At 65.9% G+C, this 18,368-nt stretch carries 17 protein-coding genes; 14 read left to right on the forward strand and 3 right to left on the reverse strand.

The window, feature by feature from the left end:
• The first annotated feature begins 4 nt into the window (after positions 1-4).
• Positions 5-769, forward strand: a complete 765-nt coding sequence (locus ABW18_RS00940) for an HAD-IIB family hydrolase (RefSeq protein WP_049697147.1) — start codon at positions 5-7, stop codon at positions 767-769.
• Positions 770-784: 15 nt separating this feature from the next.
• On the opposite strand, the gene ABW18_RS00945 is transcribed toward ABW18_RS00940, so the two are convergent.
• Positions 785-2,194, reverse strand: a complete 1,410-nt coding sequence (locus ABW18_RS00945; protein WP_049697474.1) for an amidase — start codon at positions 2,192-2,194, stop codon at positions 785-787.
• 147 nt (positions 2,195-2,341) lie between these two features.
• Between ABW18_RS00945 and thyX the strand changes: the two genes are divergently transcribed.
• From thyX to ABW18_RS00980, 7 genes are all read left to right on the forward strand, one after another.
• Entirely contained in the window at positions 2,342-3,094 is a 753-nt protein-coding gene (gene thyX, locus ABW18_RS00950) for an FAD-dependent thymidylate synthase (RefSeq protein WP_049697148.1), read from the forward strand.
• A 113-nt stretch (positions 3,095-3,207) separates the two neighbouring features.
• On the forward strand, positions 3,208-4,113 hold the full coding sequence (dapA, locus tag ABW18_RS00955) for a 4-hydroxy-tetrahydrodipicolinate synthase (RefSeq protein ID WP_049697149.1): 906 nt from the start codon (positions 3,208-3,210) through the stop codon (positions 4,111-4,113).
• Complete coding sequence (locus ABW18_RS00960; protein WP_049697150.1) at positions 4,113-6,134, forward strand: ribonuclease J; 2,022 nt, start codon at positions 4,113-4,115, stop codon at positions 6,132-6,134. The genes dapA and ABW18_RS00960 overlap by 1 nt, the downstream gene beginning before the upstream one ends.
• Before the next feature lie 136 nt (positions 6,135-6,270).
• Complete coding sequence (locus ABW18_RS00965; protein ID WP_152929972.1) at positions 6,271-7,116, forward strand: tyrosine-protein phosphatase; 846 nt, start codon at positions 6,271-6,273, stop codon at positions 7,114-7,116.
• A gap of 34 nt (positions 7,117-7,150) precedes the next feature.
• Positions 7,151-7,783: a TIGR03085 family metal-binding protein gene (locus tag ABW18_RS00970; RefSeq protein WP_049697152.1), complete on the forward strand. Its 633-nt coding sequence runs from the start codon at positions 7,151-7,153 to the stop codon at positions 7,781-7,783.
• Positions 7,784-7,955: 172 nt separating this feature from the next.
• The gene (locus tag ABW18_RS00975) at positions 7,956-10,955 is read left to right on the forward strand and encodes an FtsK/SpoIIIE family DNA translocase (RefSeq protein WP_235434255.1); all 3,000 of its coding nucleotides are present in this window, start codon (positions 7,956-7,958) and stop codon (positions 10,953-10,955) included.
• Positions 10,956-11,222: 267 nt separating this feature from the next.
• Entirely contained in the window at positions 11,223-12,233 is a 1,011-nt protein-coding gene (locus ABW18_RS00980) for a TerC family protein (RefSeq protein ID WP_049697154.1), read from the forward strand.
• Positions 12,234-12,268: 35 nt separating this feature from the next.
• Here the strand turns inward: ABW18_RS00980 and ABW18_RS00985 are convergent, their stop codons facing one another.
• Both ABW18_RS00985 and ABW18_RS00990 read right to left on the reverse strand, forming a co-directional pair.
• On the reverse strand, positions 12,269-12,553 hold the full coding sequence (locus ABW18_RS00985; RefSeq protein ID WP_049697155.1) for a YciI family protein: 285 nt from the start codon (positions 12,551-12,553) through the stop codon (positions 12,269-12,271).
• A gap of 69 nt (positions 12,554-12,622) precedes the next feature.
• Entirely contained in the window at positions 12,623-13,165 is a 543-nt protein-coding gene (locus ABW18_RS00990) for an amino-acid N-acetyltransferase (protein WP_049697156.1), read from the reverse strand.
• A gap of 37 nt (positions 13,166-13,202) precedes the next feature.
• On the opposite strand from ABW18_RS00990, the gene pgsA reads away from it, so the two are divergent.
• The 6 genes from pgsA (at position 13,203) to recA (ending at position 18,355) form a co-directional block, all read left to right on the forward strand.
• Positions 13,203-13,943, forward strand: coding sequence for a CDP-diacylglycerol--glycerol-3-phosphate 3-phosphatidyltransferase (pgsA, locus tag ABW18_RS00995; RefSeq protein WP_049697157.1), 741 nt, complete (start codon positions 13,203-13,205; stop codon positions 13,941-13,943).
• A 209-nt stretch (positions 13,944-14,152) separates the two neighbouring features.
• Complete coding sequence (locus tag ABW18_RS01000) at positions 14,153-14,497, forward strand: helix-turn-helix domain-containing protein (RefSeq protein ID WP_049697475.1); 345 nt, start codon at positions 14,153-14,155, stop codon at positions 14,495-14,497.
• A 191-nt stretch (positions 14,498-14,688) separates the two neighbouring features.
• Positions 14,689-15,510 carry a PspA/IM30 family protein gene (locus tag ABW18_RS01005; protein WP_049697476.1) on the forward strand — a complete coding sequence of 274 codons (822 nt, stop codon included), beginning with the start codon at positions 14,689-14,691 and terminating at the stop codon, positions 15,508-15,510.
• On the forward strand, positions 15,507-16,709 hold the full coding sequence (locus ABW18_RS01010; RefSeq protein ID WP_152929973.1) for a glycosyltransferase: 1,203 nt from the start codon (positions 15,507-15,509) through the stop codon (positions 16,707-16,709). The genes ABW18_RS01005 and ABW18_RS01010 overlap by 4 nt, the downstream gene beginning before the upstream one ends.
• 9 nt (positions 16,710-16,718) lie before the next feature.
• Positions 16,719-16,913, forward strand: a complete 195-nt coding sequence (locus tag ABW18_RS01015) for a DUF3046 domain-containing protein (protein ID WP_049697159.1) — start codon at positions 16,719-16,721, stop codon at positions 16,911-16,913.
• Between the two features lie 398 nt (positions 16,914-17,311).
• On the forward strand, positions 17,312-18,355 hold the full coding sequence (gene recA, locus ABW18_RS01020) for a recombinase RecA (protein WP_049697160.1): 1,044 nt from the start codon (positions 17,312-17,314) through the stop codon (positions 18,353-18,355).
• Positions 18,356-18,368 lie beyond the last annotated feature (13 nt).

Genomic DNA, 18,368 nt, shown 5'->3' on the forward strand with positions numbered 1-18,368 from the left:
ACCGATGACGGTCACGCACGACGGGCGCACCTACCAACTGGTCATGTTCGACCTCGACGACACCCTGGCACCGTCGAAGAGCCCCATGGACGATTCCATGGTCGAGGTCTTCGGCCGACTACTCGACCGCAGCATGGCGTGCATCATCTCGGGCGGCAACTTCGATCAGTTCCAGGTGCAGGTGCTCGACCGACTCGGCGACGGCGTGAATCGCGCGAACCTGCATCTGATGCCCACGAACGGCACGCAGTACGTGCGGTGGGACGGCTCCGAGTGGAAGACCGTGTACGCCGAGTACCTCACCGACGACGAGAAGCAGCGCACCCTGACCACGCTCGAGACCGGCGCGAAAGAACTCGGGCTGTGGGAGACCGAGACGTGGGGGCCGGTGCTCGAGGATCGGGGCAGCCAGATCACGTTCAGCGCATTGGGGCAGGCCGCTCCCGTCGACGCCAAGAAGGCATGGGATCCCGACGGTCGCAAGAAGGAGTCGCTGCGCGCGTACGCGGCCGAACGACTTCCCGACCTCGAGGTGCGCAGCGGCGGATCGACGTCGGTCGACGTGACCCGCAAGGGCATCGACAAGTCCTACGGCGCGCGCCGACTGATGGAGATCCTCGACCTCACCGTCGACGACATCCTCTTCTACGGCGACCGTCTCGACGAGGGCGGAAACGACCGTCCCGTGATGGAACTGGGCATCACGTCGATCAGCGTGTCCGATTGGACCGACACGCTCGCCAAGCTCACCGCGCTTCTCGACGAGTGAGCCCGGCCGGCGTGCTCACCGTCCGGTGACGTGTGGCCGATGCTCGGTGAACCCAATCATCTGCTCGATCTGAGCGGCCAGCGACACGAGCAACAACTCGCTGTTCGCCGGTCCGACGAGCTGAGCGCTCTGCGGCAGGCCCGACCGATCCACTCCGATGGGTACGGCTGCCGCGGGGTTGCCCAGTACGTTCCACGCCGCCGTGTACGACGCGGTCTCGGCTGCCGCACGTAGAAGGCCGACGAACCCGTGCCGATCGAGCTGCCCCGCCTCGACGGCGGTGGTGAGCGTGGTCGGGGTCAGCAGGATGTCGTAGTCGTCGAAGATCGTTGCGAGGAGTTCGTCTGCGAACTGCTCCGCGCGTCGCTCGGCCCATCCGGCACGGGCGTGGAGGACACGTCCGACTCGGGCGATGCGTCGAGTATTGCGCTCGAGCCGGTCCGGATGTTCCACGCGCGCAGCCTCTTCGGAGACACCCGACGCGGTTTGCACGGAGAACACCCCCGACAGGAGCGGGTAGTCGGGGTCTGATTCGACGACGTCGTGTCCCGCGTCCCGCAGTCGGTCGGCCAGCGCGCGTATCGCCGCGGCCGACTCGTCGTCGACCATGCCCGCCCGCATCGGATTGCGAAACGAAAGCCGGATCCGCAGACGGCCGGGCGGTGTGCCCGCAGCGTCGACGAATGAACCGGCCAGCTCAGTGGCATGAAATCTGTCTGTCGACGTCGCACCGGAGATCACGTCGTAGATGAGTGCGCTGTCTGCGACGGTGCGGGTCAACGGTCCCAGGGTGCCCAGCGCTCGCCACAGGTCGGGGTTGGGTGCGGTACTGACCCGACCTCGCTGCGGTTTGAGCCCGAACAGGCCGCACCAGCTCGACGGGAGGCGGATCGACCCACCTCCGTCGCCGCCAATACCTGCGGCCACCATCCCCGACGCGACCGCTGCCGCGGTGCCTCCGCTCGAGCCGGCGGGGGACCGGTCGGTGTCCCACGGATTACGAGTCCAGCCGTTCGCAGCGGTTTCGGTGAAGGGCCAGATGCCGAACTCGGGCATCCGGGTCTTGCCGATGATCACAGCGCCCGCGTCGCGCAGACGCTTCACCACCTCCGAGTCGGCCTGTGCCGGCGTCGTGACCGACGCTCCGCCGTATGCCGTGGGCACACCGCGGACGTCGTTCTCGTCCTTGATCGCGATCGGTACCCCGTGCAGCGGGCCGGCAGGGATGCCGTCGCGCAACGCGGCGTCGAGTCGATCGGCTTCGGCTCGCGCCTCGTCGTGCAGAACGGTGGAGAACGCGTTGAGCGTGGGGTCGAGGCGAGCGATCTCGGCCAAGCTGTGCTCGACGAGTTCGCGAGAGGTGACCTGGCCGTCGACGACCCAGGAGCGCTGGCTGTGAACAGAACTGAAGTGCAGATCGGGCATGCCACCCATCGTCCCCCGTCGGGCACCGGGGCGGGTGCTGAAACTCCGCAGGTGTTGCCGAGAGCTCCCTCGGACGACGGGGTGCTCGGGTCGTGAAGGTCGCGCTGATGGACAATCATGGATGCCCACTAGGTGAGAGGAGGCGGCATGTCGGACATGGTCCCGTTGAAGGTGCAGATGGTCGCCGCGACCACGTTCAACCCGCCCGAGGACGTCCCGTGGAGCACCGACGCCGACGGCGGCGAGGCGCTCGTCGAGTTCGCAGGCCGCGCTTGCTATCAGAGCTGGGACAAGCCCAATCCCCGAACCGCGACGAACGCCGGTTACCTGCGGCACATCCTCGAGGTCGGTCACCTGTCGCTACTCGAGCACGCGAACGTGACCTTCTACATCACCGGGATCTCGCGGTCGTGCACGCACGAACTGATTCGGCATCGTCACTTCTCGTATTCGCAGCTCTCGCAGCGGTTCGTCCCCGAACACGACTCGAACGTGGTCGCACCACCGGCAATCGAGGGCGACGCGCACCTCGAGGCGTTGTTCACCGAAGCCACCGACGCGAGCCGCAAGGCGTACGGCGAACTGCTCGACGCCCTGGAGGCGAAATTCGCCGACGTGCCCAACGCGATCCTGCGCCGCAAGCAGGCACGGCAGGCCGCGAGGTCGGTGCTGCCCAACGCGACCGAAACCAAGATCGTCGTCACCGGCAACTACCGTGCGTGGCGACACTTCGTCGGCATGCGCGCCACCGAACACGCCGACGTCGAGATCCGCCAGCTCGCCGTCGAATGCCTGCGTCAACTCATGGATGTCGCGCCGACCGTGTTCGGCGACTTCGAGATCGGCACGCTCGCCGACGGCACCGAGGTCGCCACATCGCCGTTCGTGCTCGAAGGCTGAGCAGCGGGCCAGGTAGTAAGACCCGCGTGGCCCGCTCGCTCGCGCTCCAGGCGCCACGGCGCTGATGTGGCCCGCTCGCTCACGCTCCCGGCGCCACGGTAGCCTTGACCACCATGAACGCAGGAGCGCAGCAGCTGCACACGCACCCCTTCGGGACCAACGTGGTGGCAATGGTGACCCCCTTCCGCGCCGACGGCTCGCTCGATCTCGACAAGGCCGCCGAACTGGCAGATCACTTGGTGTCCAAGGGATGCGACGGACTCGTCGTCTCCGGGACGACCGGCGAGTCTCCCACAACCACGCCACAGGAGAAGCTCGACCTGCTGCGCGTCGTGCTCGCAGCAGTCGGCGACCGCGCCCGCATCACGCAGGGCGCGGGAAGCTACGACACCGCAGAGAGCATCCGCTTCGCGCAGGCCTCCGAGCAGGCCGGTGCGCATGCGCTTCTCGTCGTCACCCCGTACTACTCCAAGCCGCCGCAGGCCGGGCTGCTCGCGCACTTCCGGGCCGTCGCCGATTCGACGTCGCTCCCGGTTCTGCTCTATGACATTCCGCCGCGCTCTGTCGTTCCGATCGCCAACGAGACACTCATCGCCCTCGCCGAGCACCCGCGAATCAAGGGCGTCAAGGACGCCAAGGGAGATCTGCATTCGGCGGCGGGCATCATCGCGACGACCGGACTCGAATACCTCTCCGGCGAGGACGCACTGAACCTGCCGTGGCTCTCGGTGGGGGCGACCGGATTTGTCAGCGTGATCGGACATCTTGTGCCCGACCGTCTGCGAGACATGCAGATCGCCGTCGAGAAGGGCGATCTCGTTGCGGCACGTGCGATCAACACGTCGATCCTGCCGCTGGTCAATGCGATGGGTCGCCTCGGCGGGGTGACGATGGTCAAGGCGTCGTTGCGTGTTCTGGGATTCGACGTCGGAGATCCGCGTCTGCCGCAGGTGCCCGCGACGGGCCCGCAGATCGAAGCGCTCATCACCGACCTACGTGCGGCGGGGGTGCTCGCCTGATGGCCACCCAACGTCGACGCAGCGCCTCACGCCAAGCGGGTCCTCCCACGCCGGCCGCCGAACGTCCCGAGCCGACGCCCGCGCAGAAGCAGGCACCAGCCCAGGAAGCTCCCGCCCAGCAAGCACCGGCCCAAGAAGCATCGGCACAGCAGGCGCCGGCGCAGAAGCAGGCACCAGCTCAGCAGGGTTCCAAACCATCGGGCGAACAGAACCCGGGACGCGGTCGGCGTCGCGGCAAGCATGAGCGTCGCGACGATGCGCAGGCCTCCGGCAACGGCAAGCAATCGGGGGCGCAAGGACAGGCCGGCCGTCGAGAGTCGATCCCCGTTGACCCGGCGGTCGACCGGCTCGGAACCCCGCGCAAGCTGCCGCGCGGCGGACTACGCGTGGTCGCGCTGGGCGGAATCGGCGAAATCGGCCGCAACATGACGGTTTTCGAGTACAACGGTCGGCTGCTGATCGTCGACGCGGGAGTCTTGTTCCCGGAGGACGCGCAGCCCGGCGTCGACCTCATCCTGCCCGACTTCCGCTATATCGAGGATCGCATCGACGACGTCGAGGCGGTCGTACTCACCCACGGCCACGAGGATCACATCGGCGCCGTGCCGTTCCTGCTGCGGTTGCGCAGCGACATCCCGGTCGTCGGTGCGAAGTTCACTCTCGCGCTCGTCGACGCCAAGTGCAAGGAACACCGCCTGCGGCCCAAGCTCGTCGAGGTACGTGAGGGCGATCGGCTCGATTACGGACCGTTCGACCTTGAGTTCTTCGCGGTCAACCATTCGATCCCGGACGCGCTCGCGGTTGCCATCCGCACCCCCGCGGGGCTGGTGTTGCACACCGGCGACATCAAGCTCGACCAGCTTCCACTCGACAACCGCCTCACCGACCTCGCAGGATTCAGCCGTCTCGGCGACGAGGGCGTCGACCTGTTCCTCGTCGACTCCACGAACGCCGAGGTCCCCGGATTCGTGACGCCGGAACGCCAGATCGGCTCGGTCCTCGACCAGGTCATCGGCAAGGCCAAACAGCGCGTCATCGTCGCATCGTTCGCGAGCCACGTACACCGCATCCAACAGATCATCGACGTCGCGCACGCCCACAACAGGCGCGTGACCTTCGTCGGACGGTCCATGGTGCGCAACATGCAGATCGCCCAGGACCTGGGATACCTGCACGTGCCCGACGGCGTCGTCGTCGACATGGATACCGCGGCGACGCTCCCGGATCACCGGCTCGTGTTGATCTCGACAGGTTCGCAGGGCGAGCCGCTCTCGGCGTTGTCCCGGATGGCTCGTGGCGAACACCGTCAGATCAACATCCGCGCCGACGACCTGGTCGTGCTGGCGTCGTCGTTGATCCCGGGTAACGAGAACTCGGTGTTCGCGGTGGTCAACGGACTCGCCAAGCGAGGCGCGACGGTGATCACGCAGCAGAACGCGAAGGTCCACGTCTCCGGGCATGCTTCGGCGGGCGAGTTGCTCTACCTCTACAACGCCGTGCGGCCGACCAATGCCATGCCGGTGCACGGGGAATGGCGGCATCTACGTGCCAACGCGGCTCTCGCGGTGGCGACAGGTGTGCACCCTGACCGCGTGATGCTCGCCGAGGACGGCGTCGTCGTCGACCTCGTCGACGGCCAAGCCGAGATCGTCGGACGGGTGCCCGTCGGCCACGTCTACGTCGACGGCCTGTCTGTCGGCGACGTGGGGGAGTCGACGCTGTCCGAACGCCTCGTCCTCGGGGAGGGCGGATTCATCGCGATCACGGTCGCCATCGACGCCGCCACCGGTCGTGCCGTCAGCCCTCCTGAGGTCTCCGGACGCGGGTTCTCCGACGACCCGGAAGCGCTCAAGGAAGCGGCGAGCCTGGTCGACCAGGCGCTCGATTCGCTTGCCGCAGAAGGGGTTACCGACGCGCATCGGATCGCCCAGACGATTCGACGAGTTGTCGGACGGTGGGTTGCCGACACCTATCGTCGACGCCCGATGATCGTGCCGACGGTGCTCGCGGTCGGTTCGTAGCTCCTGTGGGCGGTCTCACGTCCAGCCGAGAGGTGCCAGTCGTTATGCTCACTCCGGCCCGCGATTTCGCGGGTAAGCGACGGGGCGTGGTGTCTCGTTGTGAGCTGAGATGACGCCCCGAAAGGCCAGCCCCGAAGTGACTTCGAATACGCGTAGCGACGCCCGGTCGCGTGCCACAGCCGCAGCCAGGAAGATCACGATCGCCGCAACGGTGCTGAGCACCACGCTGATCCCGATCGGCGTCGCGACGGCAGCGCAGGCGCACGCCGCTCCCGCTGCGATCACCGCGCACGCCGCCCCGGCGCCGCTGGCCATCTCGGTGCCCGGTGTCCAGAACGCCCGCACCTTCGCGAACTACACGACGCACAGCGGAATGCGCATCTCCGACAAGGTGATTCGCAGCGCCAATCTCAGTGGGCTCACTCCCGCCGGGGTCGGTGTCCTCCAGCGACACGGCCTGCGCTCGATCATCGATCTGCGCACTCAGCTCGAGTCGACGGTGCAGCCCGACAGAGTGGTTCCCGGTGCCACGCGACGCAGTTTCGACGTCCTCGGTGCGGTCCCGGCGTCGTACCTCGTCGACCTGCCCAGCGCCTACCGCGCCTTTGTCACCGACGCGCACGCACGCGAGGCGTTCCGCGCGTCGCTGCTCGACATCAAGAACACCGTCGGTGCAGGCGGATCGGTGCTGTTCCATTGCAGCGCAGGCAAGGACCGCACGGGGTGGCTCTCGGCGGTCCTGCTCACCGTTCTCGGCGTCGATCGCCAGGTCGTCGACGCCGACTTCCTCGCCAGCAACTCGTTCCGCCACGCATCGCCCACCGATCCGCTCAACGGTGTGAACATCGGATTGCTCAACGCCGCATTCGCAGCGGCAGACAAGACGTACGGCAGCTTCGAGAACTACGTCCACAAGGGACTTCGGCTCTCCGACTCGGACATCGCAGGACTCAAGAAGGCGTTGCTGCTGCCGTCGATCTGAACAGCGTTCCGCGCGGGCTGGCTAGGGTGGGGTCGTGAGCCTTGCACAGTCGGAACGCGCGGAGTTGGCCGCGACGCTACGGACCGTCGGACCCGATGCGCCCACGATGTGTGGCGACTGGGATGCCCGCGACCTCGCGGCGCACCTGGTGATCCGTGAGCGTCGACCCGACGCAGCGCTCGGAATCGTCGTGAGTCCCTTGGCCGGGCACACCGAGAAGGTGCAGGCGCAGACCGCTGCCCACCCGTGGCCCGACCTCGTCGAGGAGGTTGCCGACGGCCCGCCGTGGTATTCGATGTTCCGCCTTGTCGACAGGTGGGCCAATCTCGCCGAGATGTTCATCCACCACGAGGACGTACTGCGCGGTGGCGCGGATCCGGACGGACCGTGGACTCCACGCGAACTGAGCGCTGAGATGACGCAGGCACTGCGTACCCCGCTGAAGGGTATGGGGAAGCTCACGCTGCGGTCGATGCCTGCTCAGCTCACGCTCGCGACACCGGACGGCGAGAACGTGCTGGTCGCGGGGTCGGGTGAACCGGTAACGGCCACGGGGACCGTCGGCGAGTTGCTTCTGTTCGCCTACGGCCGCGCACCTGTGGCGATCACATGGTCCGGCGACCCCGATGCGATCGCGGCGGTGTTGGCAACCACCCGCTCCGTGTGAATTTCCCAGTGTGAATCTCCCCGTACGAATCAGCTGATTCGGGCGTTGAACTGCGGGTTCGCGAAAGTTCCAGCAACGCTCGAGTCGGGCACGGGTTACGAATTCGACACACAGTTGTGTTGCCTGTGTTGTGTATGTGACTCAGGTGATGGGTGACCACTAGTCTGTCCGTATGGCTTCGAAGGCAGGCACGAGTTCGGCCGCGGCCGCGTCACGCGCAAGCGGTGGACAGCGCGCAGCGGCGGGACGGGGTGCAACGGGGGGACGGGCGTCGAGCCGTCAGCAGAGCACGGGCGGACGGCGACCCGCGGCAGGGTCGGGGAGTCGTGCCGCAGGGTCGCGCACCAGCGGTACCGGACGCACACGCACAGCGTCGACGTCGTCGACCAGCTCGCAGGGTTCGGGGCGAAAGCAGAGTTCAGGCCGTCAGCAACCGGTCCGTAAGCAACAATCCGCCGATATCAGTCGACGCTCCGCGGGAGCCGTCGTCGGTCGGGGAGTGGGCCGCGGTCTCGGGGGTGCGTGGTCGCTGCTCGCGCGGGGGGTCGGTTCTGTCGCACGTGCGGGCGGTGGGCACTCGACGTCGGCGTCGGTGGTCGACGAGGACCTCCGCGACGTCGACGACGACTACTTGACCGCCGATGACGCCGACGGTTTCGAGGGTCGGGCCGATCGGCACGCCATCGGCGCGCAGGGCCATTCGCATCGGCGCGACGGGATCGGGCTGGCGCTGCTTGCCCTGGCTCTCCTCGTCTCTGTTGGTGTCTGGCTCGGGGCGGCCGGTCCGGTCGGCGCGTTCATCGACGCTCTGGTGCGGGCCATTGTCGGAACCGCTGCGCTGTTGGTGCCCGTCGCGCTCGCCGCAGGTGCGGTAGTGCTGATGCGACGGGGCCCGAACCCCGAGAAGCGCGCAAGATACATAGGTGGCGCGTTGCTGATCGTGTTGCCGCTGCTCGGTCTGATGCACCTGGTGGCCGGGGCACCCGAAGACCTTCCCGGCCGCTCACATGCGGGCGGGTTCGTCGGCTACGTCGTCGGGACGCCGCTCACCGCGGGTGTGACGGCGTGGGTGTCGGTGCCGATCCTGGTGTTGTGCATCGCTTTCGGCGTCCTGATCCTCTCCGGTCGCACGATCCGCGAGGTGGTCGACGCTGCCGCGGGCTGGCTCGGCTTGGGCGGCGGGCACGTCGTCGACGACGAACTCCCGTGGGACGACGACGTCGACGATGAAGCCTATGACGACGACTTGGTCGACGCCGACGACGACTTCGAGGACGAGAACCGGAGCGGCTCCTACGCCACCAGTGGATGGTCTCGGTCGGCTGCAGGTGGCCGCTCCGACGACCCGTACGAGAACTACCCGCCCGACGACGACTCGACGGCGCGCCCTCGTCGACGCAGCACGCGCTCGGATCGACGCAGCGCACCCATCGCTGTGCCGACACCGACCGTCGACGTTGCCGACCTGCCGACCGACAACTTCGACGACATGCTGACCGAACCCGTCGTCGACGAGGTCACCGAGCAGATCGCGCGGCCCGCCGCCAGAACCCGCAAACGTGCGGGCGACATTGCCAAGGCGCGAAGTCGCGAGACGACTGCGTCCACGAAGCCGGCAGCACCGGAGCCGGTCGTCGACCCCGACGCCGACTCGGACGCGCTCGTCGTCGCCGAGGTCGAAGGCGATTACCGCCTGCCTCCGGCCACATTGCTCGTCGATGGTGATCCGCCCAAGCGCGGTAGCCAGACCAACGACGACATGATCGATCGCATCACCGGGGTGCTCGAGCAGTTCAAGATCGACGCGGCGGTCACGGGGTACACCCGCGGACCGACCGTCACGCGATACGAGGTCGAGCTCGGTCCCGGTGTGAAGGTCGAGAAGATCACCGCACTGCAGCGCAACATCGCGTACGCGGTGGCCACCGACAACGTTCGGCTGCTCGCGCCCATCCCGGGTAAATCCGCCGTGGGTATCGAGGTGCCCAACTCCGATCGGGAGATGGTGCGTCTGGCAGACGTCCTCAAGTCGCCGTCGACCCGCAAGGACTCGCATCCGCTGGTGATCGGTCTCGGCAAAGACATCGAGGGCGATTTCGTCAGCGCCAACCTCGCGAAGATGCCGCACCTGCTGGTAGCGGGTTCGACGGGTTCCGGTAAGTCGAGCTTCGTGAACTCGATGCTCGTGTCGCTGCTTACGCGCGCCACTCCCGAGCAGGTGCGAATGATCCTCATCGACCCGAAGATGGTGGAACTCACGCCGTACGAGGGCATCCCGCACCTGATCACGCCGATCATCACGCAGCCCAAGAAGGCGGCGGCCGCCCTCGCCTGGCTCGTCGAGGAGATGGAGCAGCGCTACCAGGACATGAAGGCGTCGCGGGTGCGCCACATCGACGACTTCAACAGCAAGGTGGCCTCGGGAGAAATCACCACGCCACTGGGCTCCGAGCGCGTCTACAAGCCGTACCCCTACATTCTCGCCATCGTCGACGAGCTCGCCGACCTGATGATGACCGCCCCCCGCGACGTCGAGGACGCGATCGTCCGCATCACGCAGAAGGCACGTGCGGCCGGTATCCACCTAGTGTTGGCGACGCAGCGGCCGTCCGTCGACGTCGTCACCGGTCTGATCAAGACCAACGTGCCGTCGCGATTGGCGTTCGCGACGTCGTCGCTGACCGACTCCCGCGTCATCCTCGACCAGCCCGGCGCAGAGAAGCTCATCGGCATGGGCGACGGACTGTTCCTTCCGATGGGCGCGAACAAGCCTGTCCGTATGCAGGGAGCGTTCATCACCGACGAGGAGATCGCCGCCGTCGTCGACTACACGCGTGAGCAGGCCGATCCCGAGTACACCGAGGGCGTGACAACAGCCAAGGCCGGAGACAAGAAGGACATCGACGGCGATATCGGCAATGATCTCGACGATCTGTTGCAGGCCATCGAGCTCGTGGTGTCGAGCCAGTTCGGCTCGACGTCGATGCTGCAGCGCAAGTTGCGTGTCGGGTTCGCCAAGGCAGGACGACTGATGGACCTGATGGAGACGCGCGGCGTTGTGGGCCCGAGCGAAGGGTCGAAGGCGCGTGAGGTGCTGGTGAAGCCGGACGATCTGGCAGGGGTCATCGCATCGATCACCGGCGGTGGCGACACGGACAGTAGCCCCGAATAGCCGATTCGGGCATAACGGATGAACCGGATCGCCCTCGGTTTCATTTGACTGTTAAAGTGGTCGGCAGATCGAAGAGGGGAGTATCCCCAACCTCGCAGACTGTCCGTCAATACGGTCGGGAGGTCGACGATGCGGATCATCGCTCGACACCCCCGGCCCGGGTAGCTGGTCCGGAAATGTCGCTGCCCGTGATGAGGCGGCGCCGGGCGGGAGAGACCTCTGGCATCGCAACAATTCTGTGCTGCGCGCTGGAGGTTAGATCTTTCTATGAATGTTTCGCCCACCGTCTGGGCGATCACCTGTGTGGTGATCCTCGGCCTCTTCGTCTTCGACTTCTTTGCACACGTCCGTGTTCCACACGCCCCCTCGCTCCGCGAGTCCGGAATGTGGTCGGCGATCTACATCTCGATCGCCGTCATCTTCGGTCTGTTCGTCTGGTGGCAGTGGGGCGGAACCTACGGCGGTGAGTACTTCGCGGGCTACGTCACCGAGAAGGCGCTGTCCGTCGACAATCTCTTCGTGTTCGTGATCATCATGAGCAAGTTCGCGGTGCCACGGGAGTACCAGCAAAAGGTACTTCTTCTCGGCATTGTGATGGCGCTGGTGATGCGTGGCGCCTTCATCGCTGTCGGTGCCGCCGCGATCAACGCATACAGCTGGGTGTTCTACCTCTTCGGCGCGTTCCTCATCTTCACGGCGATCAAGCTGCTCCGCGAGAGCGACGACCCCGTCGAGCATGAGGAGGAGCGCGAGACGAGGCTCGAGCGTTTCCTCAAGAAGCGCTTGCGCACCAGCGACGAGTACGACGGCGACAAGCTCTTCACCAAAATCAACGGCAAGCGGTGGGCGACGCCCATGCTGCTCGTCCTGATCGTCATCGGTTTCACCGACGTCTTGTTCGCGCTCGACTCGATTCCCGCGATCTACGGCCTCACGCAGGAGCCGTACCTGGTGTTCACCGCGAATGCGTTCGCGTTGATGGGCCTTCGCCAGCTGTACTTCCTGCTCGGCGGGCTACTCGACCGCCTGGTGTTCCTGTCCTACGGTCTCTCGTTCATCCTCGGCTTCATCGGCGTGAAGCTCGTGCTGCACGCACTCCACGAGAACACGCTGCCGTTCATCAACGGCGGCGAGCACGTCGCGGTACCGGAGATCTCGACGGTGGTGTCGCTGTCGGTCATCCTCGCGACACTCGTGATCACCACGGTGGCGAGCCTGCTCTGGTCCAAGCGCAAGGGCGCGTCGACGAGCGAACCGGCGGTCCGACACGACGAATAGCGCCGAGGTGTCGCCCAGGTGTGCGGCGTCCCGAGCTATTCGGCGAAGGGGCCGTACACCTGGGTCCATTCGACGACCCGCACGCCGTCGATGGCCTGGTGCGCGTTGAACGGATCGTTGGCGATGAACGCCTCTGCCTCGTCGAGGTCGGTGCCGCGGATGAGGATCAGCGCTCCCGAGCCGTCGGGGTAGGGGCCGGTCATCAGCACGTTGCCGGCCTTGAACTCTTCGGCCAACCACTCACGGTGCAGCGGCCGGTGCTGGTCTCGCACGGCCGCCTTGGCGGGACCGTAGGTGTAGTGGACTGCGAAGATCGCCACGATGTCGCTCCTTGTGTCTGGTTGGTGTCGAGTGGGTGAATGTGTAGTCGGTGACCGGTGCTCGGTCGGTTACGGCGTCTGCTCGGTCGAATTCTTGTCGAGGTGGGCGAGCATGCGTGTGTTGCCGAGGGTGTTCGGCTTGACGTAGCTCAGGTCGAGGAACTCGGCGACGCCGGTGTCGTACGAGCGGCACATTTCTTCGTAGACCTCGCGGGTGACGGGGGTGCCCTCGATTTCGCGAAAGCCATGCCTACCGAAGAACGCGGTCTCAAAGGTCAGCACGAACACCCGGGAGAGTTGGAGTTCCCGGGCAACCGACATGAGCTGTCCCACCAGGAGGTGCCCGATCCCGCGACCGGAGAAGCGGGTGTCGACCGCGACGGTACGTACCTCGCCCAGATCGGCCCAGAGGACGTGCAGCGCGCCGCAACCCACCACGACGCCGTCGACCTCGGCCACCCAGAACTCCTGGACCGCCTCGTACAGCGTGACGAGGTTCTTTTCGAGCAGGATTCTGCCCGCGTAGAGGTCGATGAGCTCCTTGATGCGGGGCACGTCGGACGTGCGGGCGCGTCGAATGAGGGGCACCGTTTCCTGTTCGGCAGTGGGCACGGCATCTGAGCCTAGTCGCGACAGATACGCTAAAGGGGTGCGGACTCCCGATCACATCACCGACCCGGTCGATCCGGTGCCGGTGGTCAACATCGCCAATGCGCTGACGGTGTTCCGCATTCTGCTGGTTCCCGTGTTCGTCGCGGTGCTCTTCATCGATGGCGGGCACGACACCGTGTGGCGGATCGTCGCCGCGGTCATCTTCGCGGGTGCCGCGTTCACCGACAGGGTCGACGGCAGGCTCGCCCGCGAACGCGGACTCGTGACGGACTTCGGGAAGATGGCAGATCCGATCGCCGACAAGGCGCTGATCGGTGCCGCACTCATCGGCCTGTCCATCCTGGGCGATCTGAGCTGGTGGGTAACCGGCATCATTCTGGTCCGTGAGTTGTGGGTGACGCTTCTACGCTTCTGGGTGATCCGGTATGCGGTGATTCCGGCCAGTCGGGGCGGCAAGTTGAAAACGTTGCTGCAGTCGGTCGGTATCGGGCTCCTGGTGCTTCCGTTGAACGGTGTATGGCACACGATCGCGATGGTGATCATGTGGGCCGCTGTCGTGGTGACCGTCGTGACGGGCGTCGACTACACCTGGCAGGCGCTGCGTGTGCGCGTCCGGGCCGCTCGGTCGGATTCGACGACCGGTTCGCTACGCAAGGCTCCTGATTCCCGCAAGGCTCCTGATTCCCGCAAGACCTCTGACGATCGCAAGACCTCTGACGCACGCAAGGCTCCTGACGTCATTCGTCCTTCGCCGCGCCGCCATTCCGACACCGTGTGATCTGGCGCGGGCCAAGGGTTGGCGCCGCGACGCGCGGACGAACGGCGTACGGCGACTGTCGGAACTTTGGACTAGTGTCGTGCAGACACACGGGGGACGGTGTGCGAAGTTCGGGATTCGAAGGTTCGGGAACGTATCGGCTGTCTCCGGCGTTGAAGCCGAACGGACACGAGAGACAGAACACGACACAGACACCGAGAGGAGACTCGATGGCGATGCTCTTGCGCGAGGCGCTTGGCGACAGCTTGCGCCGGGTGCGTACCCAGCAAGGCCGAACGCTGCGCGAAGTATCCACCAATGCACGGGTCAGTCTGGGATATCTGTCCGAGGTGGAACGCGGCCAGAAAGAGGCGTCGAGCGAACTGCTCGCCTCGATCTGTGATGCTCTCGACGTCGAGATCGCCGATCTGCTTCTCGACGTCGGCACGGCCATGCGACCCGAGGCAGCCGACGCCGATGGGATGGCACTGGCGGGCGAATCGGGTCTCGGTTCCCCGAAGGTCGTCATCCCATCGCCCGACGCCCACCGGACCACTGCGCTTGCCGCTGCCTGACAAGTGCCTGTTTGTCGGTCGGTAGGCGCTAGATTGGATTCAGCACCAACGACAGACCCCTCGAATCGGCAAAACCACCCGAATCGACAAGACCCGTCGAATCGGTAACCTGGCGAATCGGTAAAGCCGGCGAATCGATAAGACCTGTCGGACCGAGGTTCGACGACCGCTGAATGGAGTTGACGAAGAGCATGGCGAATCCGTTCGTGAAGCTGTGGCGCTACCTGATGGCAGCAGGCAACGCGAAGATCGACGAAAACGCGGATCCGAAGATCCAGATCCAGCAGGCGATCGAAGACGCTCAGCGTCAGCACCAGGCGCTGTCGCAGCAGGCGGCAGCGGTCATCGGCAACCAGCGTCAGCTCGAGATGAAGCTCAACCGGCAGCTCGAGGAGATCGAGAAGCTCCAGGCGAATACCCGCCAGGCGCTGACTCTTTCCGATCAGGCGACCGCGGCGGGCGATACGCAGAAGGCCCAGGAGTACACGAACGCTGCTGAGGCATTCGCCGCGCAGCTCGTCACTGCGGAGCAGAGCGTCGAAGACCTCAAGGCCCTCCACGATCAGTCGCTGCAGGCCGCGGAGCAGGCAAAGCACGCAGTCGAACGCAACGCGATGATCCTGCAGCAGAAGCTCGCCGAGCGGTCGAAGCTCCTCAGCCAGCTCGAGCAGGCCAAGATGCAGGAGCAGGTGTCGGCGTCGCTCAATCAGATGAGCGAACTGTCGGTCCCCGGAAACACCCCGAACCTCGATCAGGTGCGCGACAAGATCGAACGCCGCTACGCCAACGCCCTGGGCTCAGCCGAGCTGGCAAAGAACAGCGTTCAGGGGCGCATGCAGGAAGTGCAGCAGGCCAGCGTTCAAATGGCAGGCCATTCTCGCCTCGAGCAGATCAGGGCCAGCATGAACGGCGGAGCGCTGCCGTCCGGCGGTACCGCGGCCCAGCCCGCCCAGAACGCGGCTCCTGCCCAGCAACCGACGCAGCCCGCGACCGAGCCCCCCACCAGCAACTGACGGGTTCACCGCCCCGAGTCGGGATCGTTGCCGGACCAGATGCCGGTCACGCCTTTCCTGCGTTCGCTCTCGCTGAGCGCTGCCGCGACATCGGCTGGGAAGCCACGGTGTTCACCGGCACGCAGTGGTACGCCGCGGCCGGCAGGCGGGATATCGACATCGCGGAGCTCCCGGAACTGCGACCAGACGACTCCGACGACGACCTCGACGCGGGGGAGAAGCTGAGCGGACGGGCAGCGCGGATGGCCGTTCGTCTCGCACCTGTGTTGGCGAGCCGACGGATCGACCTTGTGGTCTCAGATGTCATCACGGTCGCCGGGTCGTGGGCCGCGGAGCTGACCGGGCTACCGTTCGTCGAACTGTCGCCGCACCCGCTGTATGCGCCGTCGAAGGGTCTGCCGCCGGTCGGCGCAGGTCTGACGCCCGGCCGCGGGTTCCGTGGTCGGTTACGCGATACTGCGATGCGCGCCGCGAGCAATCGTTCCGTCGCACTCGGCGTACGTCAGCGCGCTGCAGCTCGCCGCGGCATCGGGCTCGGCGATCACGGACCGGCGCCTGCCGCCCGACTGATCGCGACTCTTCCCGCGTTGGAAGTCTGGCGCCCGGACTGGCCACGCGATACACATCTGGTCGGTCCGCTGCTCTGGGAGCCGACCGACCGCATCTTCGAGCGGCCGTCGGGCGACGGGCCGCTCATCGTCGTGGCGCCGTCGACCGCGGTCACCGGTTGCGAGGGTCTACTCGACGAGACGCTCGGTGCACTCGGCGCGATCTCGTCACGTACGCCGGTACGGGCGGTGATCTCCTCCCTCGACCCACCTCCGTCGGACACACTCGCGCGCGCAGGGGCCGCGACGGTGAGCTTCGGACTCGGTCGCCAGGACGAGTTGCTGGCCGATGCGGATCTCGTGGTCTGCGGTGGTGGACATGGGATGCTCGCGAAGTCGTTGTTGGCCGGTGTCCCGGTCGTTGTCGTCCCCGGCGGTGGCGATCAGTGGGAACTGGCAAATCGGGTCAGCAGGCAGGGCAGTGGTGTGCTTGTTCGGCCCGCTGACGCGACGGCGATTGCGGAGGCGATCGAGGCGGTGCTGTGCGATCCGAGCCACGCCGCTGCTGCTGCCCGAGCTCGAGAGTCGGCGAACGCGGTGACCGACCCGACCGACGTGCTGCGCGACGTGCTCGCATCGGCGGGAACGTAGGCTGGCCGAGTGCGTCTCACGGAGTTCACGGAACTGATGACAACACAGTTCGGGGTGTCGTCGGCTGATGCGATCCTGGCCGATCACGTGCTCATCGAGTTCGGTGGCCGGACCGGGGCGCAAGCCATAGAGGACGGCGTCGATCCCCGTGACATCTGGGTGGCGATCTGTCGTGACTTCGACGTTCCGCGCTCGCTGTGGTGATGGGCCACGAAGTGAGTCCGGGGCCGAGGAGTCACACGGTCCAGTCGCGGGTGTAGCGCAGGCCATTGGCATTCGCGTAGCCGGCGATCCACATTCCGGCCGATTTTCGCTGTTGTCGCGGCGTGGCCTGTTCGGTGGTGCGAATCGACCTCTGCCCGCGTGTCGCGCTTGCCGTCGAACACTTGTTCGCGCCATGCTGTATTCAGTGGAACCACAGCGACCCCGGATGCGTCAGAGATTCTGTCAGAACCGTTTTGTCAGACCCGGTTTTGTCAGACCCACCGACTAGCGTCCAACGCAACATGAAACGAACAACGGCCTCGAAGACAACACGTTCAGCGCGCAGCACGCAGGACGGCACAGACAAACCTCAACCATCCCGAACAAGGAGAGATCCCATGGCAGCAGCTCCCCAGGACCGCGAGAAGGCTCTCGACCTCGCGCTGGCCCAGATCGACAAGAACTTCGGCAAGGGTTCTGTGATGCGCCTCGGTGAGGAGAGCAGGCAGCCGATCGAGGTGATCCCGACCGGGTCCATCGCACTCGACGTCGCGCTCGGTATCGGCGGTCTGCCTCGTGGCCGCGTCGTGGAGATCTACGGCCCTGAGTCGTCGGGTAAGACGACGGTCGCTCTCCACGCGGTGGCCAACGCGCAGGCTGCGGGCGGCATCGCCGCATTCATCGACGCCGAGCATGCCCTCGATCCCGACTATGCGGCCAGGCTCGGTGTCGATACCGATGCACTGCTGGTCTCTCAGCCCGACACCGGTGAGCAGGCTCTGGAGATCGCCGACATGCTGATCCGTTCCGGCGCTCTCGACATCCTGGTCATCGACTCGGTGGCCGCGCTGGTGCCCCGCGCCGAGATCGAGGGCGAAATGGGCGACAGCCACGTCGGTCTGCAGGCTCGCCTGATGAGCCAGGCGCTGCGCAAGATGACGTCGGCGTTGAGCAGTTCCAAGACCACCGCGATCTTCATCAACCAGCTCCGCGAGAAGATCGGTGTGATGTTCGGGTCACCCGAGACCACCACGGGCGGCAAGGCACTGAAGTTCTACTCGTCGGTCCGACTCGACGTACGTCGTATCGAGACCCTCAAGGACGGCACCGACGCCGTGGGTAACCGCACCCGCGTCAAGGTGGTCAAGAACAAGGTCGCACCGCCGTTCAAGCAGGCCGAGTTCGACATCCTCTACGGCCAGGGCATCTCCAAGGAGGGCTCACTCATCGACATGGGTGTGGCCGAGGGATTCATCCGCAAGTCCGGCTCGTGGTTCACCTACGAGGGTGATCAGCTCGGACAGGGCAAGGAGAACGCTCGAAAGTTCTTGTTGGAGAACACCGACATCCGCGACGAGGTCGAGAAGAAGATCAAGGAGAAGCTGGGTATCGGTGCGGTCGTCGACGCCGACGACATCGCGCCCGCGCCGGTGGAATTCTGATCTGCGCGCATCG

This window comes from Gordonia jacobaea (assembly GCF_001186365.1).
GTDB lineage: Bacteria > Actinomycetota > Actinomycetes > Mycobacteriales > Mycobacteriaceae > Gordonia > Gordonia jacobaea.

Bases quoted from the DNA above. Each gene is read 5' to 3' on its own strand.
- ABW18_RS00940 (WP_049697147.1), top strand. From the start codon at position 5: ATGACGGTCACGCACGACGGGCGCACCTACCAACTGGTCATGTTCGAC.
- ABW18_RS00945 (WP_049697474.1), bottom strand. From the start codon at position 2,194: ATGCCCGATCTGCACTTCAGTTCTGTTCACAGCCAGCGCTCCTGGGTC.
- thyX (WP_049697148.1), top strand. From the start codon at position 2,342: ATGTCGGACATGGTCCCGTTGAAGGTGCAGATGGTCGCCGCGACCACG.
- dapA (WP_049697149.1), top strand. From the start codon at position 3,208: ATGAACGCAGGAGCGCAGCAGCTGCACACGCACCCCTTCGGGACCAAC.
- ABW18_RS00960 (WP_049697150.1), top strand. From the start codon at position 4,113: ATGGCCACCCAACGTCGACGCAGCGCCTCACGCCAAGCGGGTCCTCCC.
- ABW18_RS00975 (WP_235434255.1), top strand. From the start codon at position 7,956: ATGGCTTCGAAGGCAGGCACGAGTTCGGCCGCGGCCGCGTCACGCGCA.
- ABW18_RS00980 (WP_049697154.1), top strand. From the start codon at position 11,223: ATGAATGTTTCGCCCACCGTCTGGGCGATCACCTGTGTGGTGATCCTC.
- ABW18_RS01000 (WP_049697475.1), top strand. From the start codon at position 14,153: ATGGCGATGCTCTTGCGCGAGGCGCTTGGCGACAGCTTGCGCCGGGTG.
- ABW18_RS01005 (WP_049697476.1), top strand. From the start codon at position 14,689: ATGGCGAATCCGTTCGTGAAGCTGTGGCGCTACCTGATGGCAGCAGGC.
- recA (WP_049697160.1), top strand. From the start codon at position 17,312: ATGGCAGCAGCTCCCCAGGACCGCGAGAAGGCTCTCGACCTCGCGCTG.